The 12,081-nt window shown below is 61.4% G+C and carries 10 protein-coding genes; 6 read left to right on the forward strand and 4 right to left on the reverse strand.

The window, feature by feature from the left end; genetic code table 11:
* The first annotated feature begins 189 nt into the window (after positions 1-189).
* From dbpA to yccS, 3 genes are all read left to right on the forward strand, one after another.
* Positions 190-1,527, forward strand: a complete 1,338-nt coding sequence (gene dbpA / locus J4E53_RS19085; protein WP_237140825.1) for an ATP-dependent RNA helicase DbpA — start codon at positions 190-192, stop codon at positions 1,525-1,527.
* Positions 1,528-1,678: 151 nt separating this feature from the next.
* The gene (locus J4E53_RS19090; RefSeq protein ID WP_103309622.1) at positions 1,679-2,857 is read left to right on the forward strand and encodes an NAD(P)/FAD-dependent oxidoreductase; all 1,179 of its coding nucleotides are present in this window, start codon (positions 1,679-1,681) and stop codon (positions 2,855-2,857) included.
* A 234-nt stretch (positions 2,858-3,091) separates the two neighbouring features.
* Positions 3,092-5,275 carry a YccS family putative transporter gene (gene yccS, locus J4E53_RS19095; protein ID WP_103309623.1) on the forward strand — a complete coding sequence of 728 codons (2,184 nt, stop codon included), beginning with the start codon at positions 3,092-3,094 and terminating at the stop codon, positions 5,273-5,275.
* Positions 5,276-5,408: 133 nt separating this feature from the next.
* On the opposite strand, the gene J4E53_RS19100 is transcribed toward yccS, so the two are convergent.
* The gene (locus tag J4E53_RS19100) at positions 5,409-6,146 is read right to left on the reverse strand and encodes an ABC transporter substrate-binding protein (protein ID WP_103309624.1); all 738 of its coding nucleotides are present in this window, start codon (positions 6,144-6,146) and stop codon (positions 5,409-5,411) included.
* Between the two features lie 259 nt (positions 6,147-6,405).
* Between J4E53_RS19100 and J4E53_RS19105 the strand changes: the two genes are divergently transcribed.
* Complete coding sequence (locus J4E53_RS19105) at positions 6,406-6,858, forward strand: GNAT family N-acetyltransferase (RefSeq protein WP_060740258.1); 453 nt, start codon at positions 6,406-6,408, stop codon at positions 6,856-6,858.
* Between the two features lie 126 nt (positions 6,859-6,984).
* Here J4E53_RS19105 and J4E53_RS19110 read toward each other — a convergent pair whose 3' ends face one another.
* The 3 genes from J4E53_RS19110 to J4E53_RS19120 are packed head-to-tail and all read right to left on the reverse strand — an operon-like array spanning position 6,985 to position 9,955.
* Positions 6,985-7,281 (reverse strand): helix-turn-helix domain-containing protein, encoded by a 297-nt coding sequence (locus J4E53_RS19110; protein ID WP_060740257.1) that lies wholly within the window; start codon positions 7,279-7,281, stop codon positions 6,985-6,987.
* 4 nt (positions 7,282-7,285) lie between these two features.
* Positions 7,286-7,789, reverse strand: a complete 504-nt coding sequence (locus J4E53_RS19115) for a M48 family metallopeptidase (RefSeq protein WP_060740256.1) — start codon at positions 7,787-7,789, stop codon at positions 7,286-7,288.
* A gap of 42 nt (positions 7,790-7,831) precedes the next feature.
* Positions 7,832-9,955 carry a bifunctional diguanylate cyclase/phosphodiesterase gene (locus J4E53_RS19120; RefSeq protein ID WP_060740255.1) on the reverse strand — a complete coding sequence of 708 codons (2,124 nt, stop codon included), beginning with the start codon at positions 9,953-9,955 and terminating at the stop codon, positions 7,832-7,834.
* A 321-nt stretch (positions 9,956-10,276) separates the two neighbouring features.
* On the opposite strand from J4E53_RS19120, the gene J4E53_RS19125 reads away from it, so the two are divergent.
* Both J4E53_RS19125 and J4E53_RS19130 read left to right on the forward strand, forming a co-directional pair.
* Positions 10,277-10,945 carry a polysaccharide lyase family 7 protein gene (locus J4E53_RS19125; protein ID WP_060740254.1) on the forward strand — a complete coding sequence of 223 codons (669 nt, stop codon included), beginning with the start codon at positions 10,277-10,279 and terminating at the stop codon, positions 10,943-10,945.
* Positions 10,946-11,279: 334 nt separating this feature from the next.
* Positions 11,280-11,948, forward strand: a complete 669-nt coding sequence (locus J4E53_RS19130; RefSeq protein ID WP_060740253.1) for a polysaccharide lyase family 7 protein — start codon at positions 11,280-11,282, stop codon at positions 11,946-11,948.
* The last annotated feature ends 133 nt before the right edge of the window (positions 11,949-12,081 follow it).

The raw sequence follows: 12,081 nt of genomic DNA on the forward strand, positions 1-12,081 counted from the left end.
TTTCGCGGGCAAGCCTTGCTCCCACAGCCTTGTCCCCATGGTCTTGCTTCCGGACCCTGCCCCACAGCTCGTCCAGAACTTTCGAAGAAAGTGGCACGAGGCTGCTACACTGCGCGACATTTTGTTTTGCAGGCCAGTCCCGTGACCACCATTGCCACCGCTTTTAATACTTTGCCCCTGTCCGCCGCCATGCTGGCTAACCTCGAATCACTCGGTTATGCCCAGATGACGCCGATCCAGGCGCAAAGCTTGCCGGTGATCCTCAAGGGCATGGACCTGATAGCCCAGGCCAAGACCGGCAGCGGCAAGACCGCCGCCTTCGGCATCGGCCTGCTGAACCCGATCAACCCACGCTTCTTCGGCTGCCAGGCACTGGTGATGTGCCCCACCCGCGAGCTGGCTGACCAGGTCGCCAAGGAAATCCGTCGCCTGGCCCGCGCCGAAGACAACATCAAGGTCCTGACCCTGTGCGGCGGCGTGTCCTTCGGCCCGCAGATCGCTTCCCTCGAACACGGCGCCCACATCATCGTCGGCACGCCGGGACGCATCCAACAACACCTGCGCAAGGGTTCGCTGGTGCTCGACGGCCTCAACACGCTGATCCTCGACGAAGCCGACCGCATGCTCGACATGGGCTTCTACGACGCCATCGAAGACATCATCCAGCAGACCCCGGAACGCCGCCAGACGCTGCTGTTCTCCGCCACCTACCCGGTGGGCATCAAGCAACTGTCGTCCAAGTTCATGCGCAACCCGCAGCAAGTGAAAGCCGAGGCGTTTCACTCCGACGCGCAGATCGAGCAGCGCTTCTATGAGATCTCCCCCGAGGAGCGCATGGACGCGGTGGTCAAGGTGCTGGCGCATTTCCGCCCGGCCTCCTGCGTGGCGTTCTGCTTCACCAAGCAGCAGGTCCAGGAAACCGTCGACCACCTGAGCGCCAAGGGCATTTCTGCCGTTGGCCTGCACGGCGACCTGGAACAGCGCGACCGCGACCAGGTACTGGCGATGTTCGCCAACCGCAGCACCTCGGTCCTGGTAGCGACTGACGTGGCGGCCCGCGGCCTGGACATCGATGCCCTGGACATGGTGATCAACGTCGAACTGGCCCGGGACTCGGAAATTCATATCCACCGCGTTGGCCGCACCGGTCGCGCCGGTGAGAAAGGCATCGCCATCAGCCTGGTAGCGCCGTCCGAAGCCCACCGCGCCCAGGCCATCGAGCAACTGCAGAAGTCGCCCCTGAGCTGGGACCAACTGGACAACCTCAAGCCCCAGGGCGGCGGCCCGCTGCTGCCGGCCATGAGCACCCTGTGCATCGGCGCCGGGCGCAAGGACAAGGTCCGCCCCGGCGACATCCTCGGTGCCCTGACCGGCGAGGCCGGCATCCCCGGTGCCCAGGTCGGCAAGATCGCGATCTTCGATTTCCAGGCCTATGTGGCCGTGGAACGCGGCATCGCCAAACAGGCCCTGCAACGCCTGAACGATGGCAAGATCAAGGGGCGCTCGTTGCGGGTGCGGATCCTGTAAAGCGATCTGCAACCCAACAGAGATCAAACTGTGGGAGCGAGCTTGCTCGCGATAGCGGTGGATCAGCGGCATTGATGCTGCCTGAGACGCCGCCATCGCGAGCAAGCTCGCTCCCACATTCAGTGTGCGAGAAAGTTGAGAGGACACCGTTTTGCGCTCTACCGAAGTCGTGATCATTGGCGCTGGCGCCGCGGGGTTGATGTGTGCGCTGACCGCGGCCGTGCGCGGGCGGCAGGTGATGCTGTTGGACCACGCCAACAAGGCCGGCAAGAAAATCCTCATGTCGGGCGGTGGGCGCTGCAATTTCACCAACATGTACACCGAGCCGGGCAACTTCCTGTCGCAGAACCCGCACTTCTGCAAATCGGCCCTGGCCCGCTACACCCAGTGGGACTTCATCGCCCTGGTGGCCAAGCACGGCGTGCCCTATCACGAGAAAAAACTCGGCCAGTTGTTCTGCGATAACAAATCCAGCGACATCCTCGGCCTGCTGCTGAATGAATGCGACCAGGCCGGCGTCAGCCTGCACCTCGACACGTCGATCACCCAGATCGAAAAAACCGACGGCGGCTACCTGCTGCAAACCACCCTTGGCGCCCTCGCCTGCCAATCCCTGGTGATCGCCACGGGTGGGCTGTCGATCCCGACCCTCGGGGCGACCGGCTTCGGTTATCAGGTGGCGAAACAGTTTGGCCATGCGCTGCTGCCGACCCGCGCCGGGCTGGTGCCGTTCACCATCACCGATCAGCTCAAGACGCTGTGCACCGAGCTGTCAGGCACCTCGGTGGATTGCCTGGTGAGCTGCAACGACCAGAGTTTTCGCGAGAACATCCTGTTCACCCATCGCGGCCTGAGCGGGCCGGCGATCCTGCAGATTTCCTCGTTCTGGGAACCGGGGGACACGGTGCAGATCAACCTGCTGCCCGACCACGACGTGCCACAATGGCTGCAACAGCAACAGGCCGAACGCCCCAACAGCGAACTCAAGACCCTGCTGGGCGAGCTGTTCACCAAGAAGATGGCCAACCTGCTGGCCGACACCTGGTTCGTGTCCAAACCCATGAAGCAGTACACCCACGCGGAACTGGCGGACATTGCCGAGAAATTGGCGAGCTGGAACGTCGTCCCCGCCGGTACCGAAGGCTACCGCACCGCCGAAGTTACCCTGGGCGGCGTCGACACCCGAGAAGTCTCGTCCAAGACCATGGAATCGTTGAAAAGCCCTGGCCTGTACTTCATCGGCGAAGTGCTGGACGTCACAGGGCACCTGGGCGGGTTCAATTTCCAGTGGGCGTGGGCTTCGGGTTATGCGGCGGCGCAGTACGTCTGATCCGACATGATTTGAATGTGAGCAGTAACCCTGTGGGAGCGAGCTTGCTCGCGATAGGGCTGGTTCAGTCAACATCAATGTGACAGGACTGCCGCCATCGCGAGCAAGCTCGCTCCCACAGGGACTGGTGGCGGCTCCCGGAACACTTTTTGCTGTCAGATGTGATCGCCGCCATTGCGTCGGCGTCATTACTGCCTCAATTTAGCGTCATTGCCCGTCAGGCCCGTGCACTTCATGTCATCGAACTCGTTTAGCCAGTCTTTGCGTCGCCTTTGGGCGTTGGATAAGTTCAGTTATAGCGTGCGGGTGTTCATCGCCCTGACCGGCAGCATGGGGCTGTGCTGGTACCTGGACGAAATGGCGCTGCTGATCCCCCTGTTCCTGGGCATCATCGCCAGCGCCCTGGCCGAGACCGACGACAGTTGGCAGGGCCGCCTCAACGCGCTGGCCGTAACGCTGGTGTGCTTCACCATTGCGGCGCTGTCGGTGGAGTTGCTGTTCCCCTACCCCGTCCTGTTCATCGTCGCCCTGGCCCTGGCGAGCTTCGGCCTGACCATGCTCGGGGCCCTGGGTGAACGTTATGGCGCGATTGCCTCGGCCACCCTGATCCTTTCGGTCTACACCATGATCGGCGTGGATCAGCGCGGCGGCGCGGTCACCGATTTCTGGCATGAGCCGCTGCTGCTGGTGGCCGGCGCCACCTGGTACGGCCTGCTTTCGGTGCTGTGGCAGGCGCTGTTTTCCAACCAACCGGTGCAGCAAAGCCTGGCGCGGCTGTTTCGCGAGTTGGGACGCTACCTGAAACTCAAGTCGTCGCTCCTCGAGCCGATCCGTCAACTCGACGTCGAGGCCCGCCGCCTGGAACTGGCCCAGCAGAATGGCCGGGTGGTCGCCGCGCTCAACAGCGCGAAGGAAATCATCCTGCACCGCGTGGGCAACGGCCGGCCGGGCTCGAAGGTCAGTCGCTACCTGAAGCTGTACTTCCTGGCCCAGGACATCCACGAACGCGCCAGTTCCTCCCACTATCCCTACAACGCGCTGACCGAGGCCTTCTTCCACAGCGACGTGCTGTTCCGCTGCCAGCGCCTGCTGCGCCAGCAAGGCAAGGCCTGCCAGGCGCTGGCCGAGTCGATCCAACTGCGCCAGCCGTTCGTCTACGACGACACCTTCGCCGAGGCCCTCAACGACCTGCACGCGTCCCTTGAGCACCTGCGCATCCAGAGCAACCCGGCCTGGCGCGGCTTGCTGCGTTCGTTGCGAGCCCTGTCGGTGAACCTGGGCACCATGGACCGCCTGCTCAGCGACGCGAGCAACCCCGACGCCCTGGCCGACGCCACCGACAGCAGCCTGCTGGACCGCTCGCCGCGCAGCCTCAAGGATGTCTGGCTGCGCTTGCGCACCCAGCTCACGCCCACCTCGCTGCTGTTCCGCCATGCCCTGCGCTTGCCCCTGGCTTTGAGCGTGGGTTACGCCGTGGTGCACATGATCCACCCGTCCCAGGGCTATTGGATCATCCTCACCACGCTGTTCGTGTGCCAACCCAACTACGGCGCCACCCGACGCAAGCTCGGCCAGCGGATCATCGGCACCGCCATCGGCCTGACGGTGGCCTGGGCGTTGTTCGATCTGTTCCCCAACCCGCTGGTGCAGTCGTGCTTCGCCATTGCCGCCGGGGTGGTGTTCTTTACCAACCGCACCACCCGCTACACCCTGGCGACGGCGGGGATCACCATCATGGTGCTGTTCTGCTTCAACCAGGTGGGCGACGGCTATGGTCTGCTGCTGCCGCGGCTGTTCGATACCTTGCTCGGCAGCCTGATCGCCGGGCTGGCGGTGTTCCTGTTCCTGCCCGACTGGCAAGGTCGGCGACTGAACAAAGTGCTGGCCAACACGCTGACCTGCAACAGCATTTACCTGCGCCAGATCATGCAGCAATACGCCGCGGGCAAAAGTGACGACCTGGCCTACCGCCTGGCCCGACGCAACGCCCACAACGCCGATGCCGCGCTGTCCACCACGCTGGCCAACATGCTGATGGAGCCTGGGCATTTCCGCAAGGAAGCCGATGTGGGGTTCCGCTTCCTGGTGCTGTCCCACACCCTGCTCAGTTACTTGTCCGGCCTGGGCGCCCACCGGGGCACCGAACTGCCGACGGAAGTGCGCGAACAGTTGATCGACGGTGCCGGGGTGAGACTGGCAGCGAGCATCGACGAAATCGCCCAGGGCCTGGCGAGCAAACAACCGATTGCGATCCAGAGCGACGAAGAGGAAGCCCTGGCCAGCGAGCTTGAACAGATGCCCGATGAAATCGACGAAGGCCAGCGCCTGGTGCAGACGCAACTGGGGCTGATCTGTCGACAGTTGGGGCCGTTGCGCACGTTGGCGGCGCATTTGATCAAGGACACTGGCGAGGCTTGAGGGCTGTGGTGTCCAAGCGGACCTCATCGCGAGCAAGCTCGCTCCCACATTGAATCTGCTGTAACACAAAGTCTGTGCACACCAGCGATCCACTGTGGGAGCGAGCTTGCTCGCGATAGGGCCGGCTCAGGCGCTACATCCCATGCGCCTTCAATAACCGCGCATAACTCCCATCCGCCTTCATCGCCGCGATCTCCCGATCGAACCCGGCCACGATCTGCTCATGCTCCGGGTTCTTCAGGCTGACCAGGATGTGCAGGCTGTTTTCGCTCAAGGGCTTGGGCAGGAACTCCACGGCGCTGCGCACCTTGGGCGATTCGCGGGCCAGGTAATAGCGGGCGACGAACTCGTCTTCCAGGGTCAACTTCACGCGGTCGGCAGCCAGCATGCGCACCGCCATGGCGAAGTTATGCACCGGGATTTTCTGCATCTGCGGGTCTTCATCGAAATCCTTGGAATAGGCATAACCGCGCACGACAGCGATGGGATAGGCACGCAGCTGTTGCAGGCTGTCGAACTGGATCGCCTCGTCCTTGCGCTTGATGAAGAGCACGCGGTTGATCAGGTATTCGGCCGAGAACCGGCCGATATGGGTGCGATCCTCGCTGTACCAGGCGTTGATCAGCACGTCATAGCGGCCCTCGCCGATGCCCAGCATCGCCCGGGCCCAGGGCACCTGTTCGAAGTCGGTGGCATAGCCGGCCCGCGCCAGGGCGGTGCTGACGATATCGGTCGCCAGGCCGCCATTGATCAAGGTGGAATCGGTAAAGGGCGGCCAGGCATCGGCGACCAGGCGCAACTTCTGCGCGCAAGCCTCATAGCTCAGCAACAGCAACCCGATCAATGCAAGAGTTCGATGCAATCGCGGCATGCCAAACGTCCTTGACGGGTTCAAAGCCCGGTTTGTTTTTAGCCGAAACTCAACAGGCATCCTCGGACACCCGGTCCTAACATTAGCTCATTGGAACCGCTGCGCAGGGCTGTCACGAAGATTACACAAAGACGACAGCACCGCGACAAAGGAATGATGGCATTTTGGTCTTTGTCACAGATTTTCCGGTCGCGCGAGCAAGAGACTTCCGAGCCAACCACGCTTAATATCGGCAGCAGGTTCTTCAGGAAATTCAAAAATGGATATCGAGTGGGTCTGCAAACATCACAGTGACCTGAGCAAGGAACAGCTGTATGCCATCCTCAAATTGCGCTCCGACGTGTTCGTCGTCGAGCAGAACTGCGCCTACCCGGACGTCGACGGGCTGGACCTGGAGGGCGACACCTGCCACCTGATGGCCTGGCACGACAACCACCTGGTGGCCTATCTGCGCTTGCTCGACCCACACTCGCAGAACAGCGACGTAGTGATCGGGCGCGTGATCATCGCTCCCCAGGCGCGCGGCCAGGGGTTGGGCCACACGCTGATGGAGCAAGCGCTCAAGCAGGCCGAGAAACATTGGCCCGGCACATCGATCTCATTGTCGGCCCAGGCGCATCTGCAGGGGTACTACGGGCGGTACGGGTTTGAAGTGGTGGGGGTGGAATACCTGGAGGATGGGATTCCACACATCGGTATGCATCGACCTTGATGACGGCATCGCGAGCAAGCTCGCTCCCACAGTGGATCCAGGTCGTACATCAATCGCGTGTTCACCGAAGATCGATGTGGGAGCGAGCTTGCTCGCGATAGGGCCAGCCCAAACACCACCCAAAAATCAGGGATACTCGAGCACCGCCTTGATCCGCGGCAGATTCTCCTCGATCCACCCCCGGTCAATCGCCCCCCAGTCGCGAATCCGATAACGCCCGGCGTGGTTGCGAGCGCCCTCCTCTTGTTCGAACTCACACACGATATCCAGGTCCGCCAGGGCCGCGACCGTGTCCTGGGCAGTGCGTCGCGGCATGCCGGTGACTTCAGTGAGCGCCGGGACGTTGCTCGCCAGGCCGCTGTCGATCAGGTAAGCCACGTACAGGCGACGGTAGAAACTGGTCTTGGTCTTGCTCACGTCCATCCGGTCAGTCCTTGTGAGGTTGCAGGTCACGCCAGGTCAGGTACACCCGCAGGTCGAATTCCAGTTGGTGATAGCCCGGCAGCATGTGTTCGCAGAGTTGGTAGAAGGCCTTGTTGTGGTCCGACTCCTTGAAGTGCGCCAGCTCGTGCACCACGATCATCTTCAAGAACTCGGGTGCCGCGTCCTTGAACAGCGCCGCGATGCGGATTTCCTTCTTGGCCTTGAGCTTGCCGCCCTGCACCCGCGACACCGCGGTGTGCAGGCCGAGAGCACGGTGGGTCAGGTCCAGGCGACTGTCGAACAATACCTTGTCGATGGCCGGCGCGTTACGCAGGTATTGCTGCTTGAGGTCCAGCGCATAACCGTACAGGGCCTTGTCGCTCTGGATCGGATGCCGATCCGGGTAGCGCTGTTGCAGGTAATCGCCCAGGCGGTCCTGGGCGATCAATTGCTGCACTTGGGCTTGCAAGGCGGCGGGGTAGGCCTGGAGGTATTTGAGCGCGGTCATCGGCAGGCAACACAGTCACAAGAGGCCGCCAGTGTAGCGAATTCAGGCCTGCACCGCGCTCCAGTCGAAGGGCGTGGCGAAGACATCGGTGTCTTCGGCCATCAACGGTCGCGCCACCAGGAACCCCTGCACGAACTCACAGCCGTGGGCGTGTAGCCACAGATACTGCTCGCGGGTTTCCACCCCTTCGGCGATGACCCGCAAACCCAACTGCGTACAGAGGTCGATGACCGAGGCGGCCAACGCGGCGTCCCGGGGCGACCCCGGCAAGCGGGCAATCAAGTGCCGATCCAGCTTGAGGGTATCGAGGTCAAGGTCGCGCAGATGCGTCAGCGAACACGGGCCCGAACCGAAGTCATCCAACGCCACCCGCACCCCGAGCTGGCGCAGCAACCGCAACTGCTTTTGGGTTTCATCGGGATTGCGCATCAGCGCATCCTCGGTCACCTCGACCTCCAACTGCCGAGGCTTCAAGGCATGGCGCTCCAGGACCTGGCGCAACTCGGTCACCAGGTTCGGCATGCCGAACTGAGTGCTGCTCAGGCTTACCCCCAACACCAGGTCGTCAGCGAACAAACGCTCCCAGACTTTGCGCTGGGCCGCGCTGCGATGATAAATCCAACTGCCCAGCCGACTGATCAATCGCGCCTCTTCCAGCAACGGCAGGAACAGGCCCGGCGGCACATCGCCGACACTCGGATGCTGCCAGCGCAACAGCGCCTCGAACCCACGGATCCGCCCGTCGACGATGCTCACCTGCGGCTGGTAGACCATATTGAAATCACGGTTTTCGATGGCCGAGCGCACGCTCTCTTCCAGCATCAGCCGTGAACGGGCTCGACCGTTCATTTCGTGGTCATAGAAACGGTATTGCTGGCGACCGGCACGCTTGGCTTCGTACATGGCGATGTCGGAGGCCCGTAGCAAGCCATCGAGGTTGGCGCCGCAGTCCGGGTACGTCGCGATGCCGATGCTGGCACCGAGTGCCACGTCCATGCCTTCGATCTGCTGGCAGATCGCGACGCGCTCGATGAGTTTCTCCGCGATCTTGGCCGCCTGTTCGGGAAACTCCAGGTCCAGCAGGGCTGTGAACTCGTCACCGCCCAGCCGCGCCAGGATATCGAAGGGGCGCAGGCACGCCTTCAACTGCTCCGACACCCAGCGCAAGACCCGGTCCCCAGCGTCGTGCCCCAGCGAGTCATTGACCCGCTTGAAACCATCGAGGTCCAGGTACAGCAGCACCCAGTTGCTTTCCAGCCGCTCGCTGCGCATCAACAGGTTTTCCGCGGTCTGGTAGAAGCCCCGGCGGTTGAGCAAGCCAGTCAGCGGGTCCGTGACGGCCTGGTATTCGAGCTGCTGGTGCAAGTGGCGAACCACGGACATGTCCTGCAGCGTTACCACCATCGCCTTCTGCTCCGAGGGCAGCGGCGCACAGGACAAGGCCACCGACACCTGCTGGCCGGGTGCCGTGCGCAGTACCGCGTCATGCAGTCGCCAGGTTTCACCGCGCCGATAGGCATTATGGATATCAGAATCGGCCCATTCGGGAATATGGGGTTTCTGCAGGAAATCCAGGAACGGCATCCCCTGCAACTGGTCGGCGGTGGCATTGAGCAAACGGCAGGTAGACGGGTTGGCGAAGCGGATACAGCCATTCTCATCCACCACCAGGATGCCTTCGGCGGCGTTGTCCAGCACCGAGGCATTGAAGGCCCTGGCCGCTTCGAGATCCTGGCTCAGGCGCTGCAAGGCCCGGCGATTGCGCTGGTGCTCGAGCAATGCCTGGACCTTGGGCTTGAGGATTTGCGGATCGAAGGGCTTGAACAGGTAATCCACGGCGCCACTGGCGTAGCCCTTGATGACCGCGTCCTGGGATTGCTCGTTGGCGGTCAGGAAAATGATCGGCGTGAGCCGCGTGCGCTGGCTGCCGCGCATCAGGCGCGCCACTTCGAAACCGTCCATTTCGGGCATCTGCACATCCAGCAGCACCAGATCGATGTCGTGTTCGAGCAGCAGGTTAAGCGCCTCGACCCCCGAGGACGCGGTCATCACCTGCCAATCCTGCCGCTGCAACAAGGCCCGCATGCTGAGCAGGTTTTCAGGGTAATCATCAACAATCAAAAGGACAGAGCTGTCTTCGCCGGGCGTTGGTTGCGCGCATTCCATGCTGCTTCTCTTATCGGGCGCCACGTCCGTTTTTACGTAGCAAATCGGACAAATACTGTCCCCTCACTCTAGACCGGGATTTTGAAAAGCAGTAGGTGTCATCGCGCCATCATCCAGACAAAGCCCGAAATAGCCGACTAACGGTCACCCACCTCGGGCACAAAAACTGCAAAGACACCAACGACGAACAATTGACGTCAATCATCCGCCGGACGGTTGTCGAAAAACACCCATCCTGCGTGATCAACACGCCCACAACGCGCGAGTTAGAGCCCGCGCCAGGGCTTCAACTTTTTTCGCTTCGTTACGTAGGATCCGGACATGATCGATCTCGCCACCTGGAACTTGAGCATCCCCGAGGGCAGCCCACCGGCAACCATTTCAACCCCGCTGCTGGTACAGGGGTTCAAGGACCAATACTTCAACTCCGAAACCGGGACCCTGTTCTTCTGGGCACCGGTGACCGGCGCCAAGACGGAAAACGCGATCTACCCGCGCAGCGAACTGCGGGAGACCTACAGCAACGGTACATTGCGCAACTGGCTGTATTCGGCGGCGGACAACAAACTGGCCGCGACCCTGACCGTCAGCCAGGTGCCCAGCAGCGGCAAGATCGTGATCGGCCAGATCCACGCCAAGGACAGCACCAGCCCCATGGTGAAGCTGGAGTACCAGTACAAGACCTACAGCTCCACCGGCAACATCGTCGCCAAGGTCCGCATACGCCCCGATGACGAATCGGGCCAGGTCATCACCATCGCCACGGGCATCAAGCTGAACCAGTCGTTCTCCTACCTGATTCACCTCAGCCCCGCCGGCGTCCTGACCATCAACGGCGCCGGCTATCAGTGGAATACCAACATCAGCAACACCTGGAGCGACAAGCCGCTGTACTTCAAGGCAGGCGTGTATGTGCAAGACAACACCGGCTACGTCACCGAAGGCGGGAAAGTGACCTTCAGCATGCTGGATATCGATCACAACCTCTGATTGCGCCCTCTCGTAGCGCCATAGCAGCAAGGAACGCTGCTTGCCTCGTGCGACAAAAACCTCCCTATGGGTTGTTTGACGCCCCACAACAGGGCGCCATAGACAGATGCCATATCGCCACGTTCCCGAAAAATTCCTACTAGCCGACTAACGGTCGCCTATCTCGGGCACCAAACCGGCAAACGCAACTCTGACGGACTGTTGACGCCAACCCTCCGCCGTACGAACGTGCCAAATACACGTTCGCGCCCCCTTTTTGGCCTCAGCAAAAGCGCGTCTTAGAGCCCTCCGGCTGTGGCGTAAATCATTTCTTCTTCTCAGAAAGGATCCGAACATGGTCGATCTTGCAACCTGGAACCTGAGCATCCCCGAGGGCAGCCCACCGAAGACCATCGAAACGCCTCGACTGGTGGATGGGTTCAAGGATAAGTACTTCAACTCAGAAGGCAGCACGGTGTACTTCTGGTCGCCTGTCACCGGCACCAAGACCGAAAACGCGATCTACCCGCGCAGTGAATTACGGGAAACCTATAAAGACGGCACCTTGCGCAACTGGGTCTACCCTGACGCCGACAATAAATTGAGCGCGACCCTGGTGGTCAACCAGGTGCCCAGCAGCGGCAAGATCGTGATCGGGCAGATTCATGCCAAGGACAGCAGCAAGCCCATGGTGAAACTGGAGTACCAGTACAAGGATGACGGCAAGACTGGCGACATCGTTGCCAAGGTCCGCATGCGTCCCGATGACGATGAGGGTCGGGTTATTACCGTCGCGTCCGGCGTGAAGCTGGCTCAGTCCTTTAGTTATCGGCTTCACCTTGATCGTACGGGTGACCTGGGTATTACTGCGGCGGGTCGTAGTTGGTACACCACCATCAGTTCCAAATGGAAGGTCAAGCCGTTGTACTTCAAGGCTGGTGTGTATGTGCAGGACAACAGTGGCTATACCAGCGAAGGTGGGAAGGTGACGTTCAGCAAGTTGGATATCGATCACAACACTTGATTGTGGGCTTTCGATAGAGAGATACCGTGTGTATATCCGTTGCTGCGGTAACGGCTACTTAGGGTTCCGCCCTTACGGCGGGTCACTTTTGAGAAGCCTGCGCGGCCCGGCGAAAAGTAACCAAAACGCTTTA

Origin of the sequence: Pseudomonas sp. FW305-28 (genome assembly GCF_017351395.1) — a bacterium.
Taxonomy (GTDB): domain Bacteria; phylum Pseudomonadota; class Gammaproteobacteria; order Pseudomonadales; family Pseudomonadaceae; genus Aquipseudomonas; species Aquipseudomonas fluorescens_AA.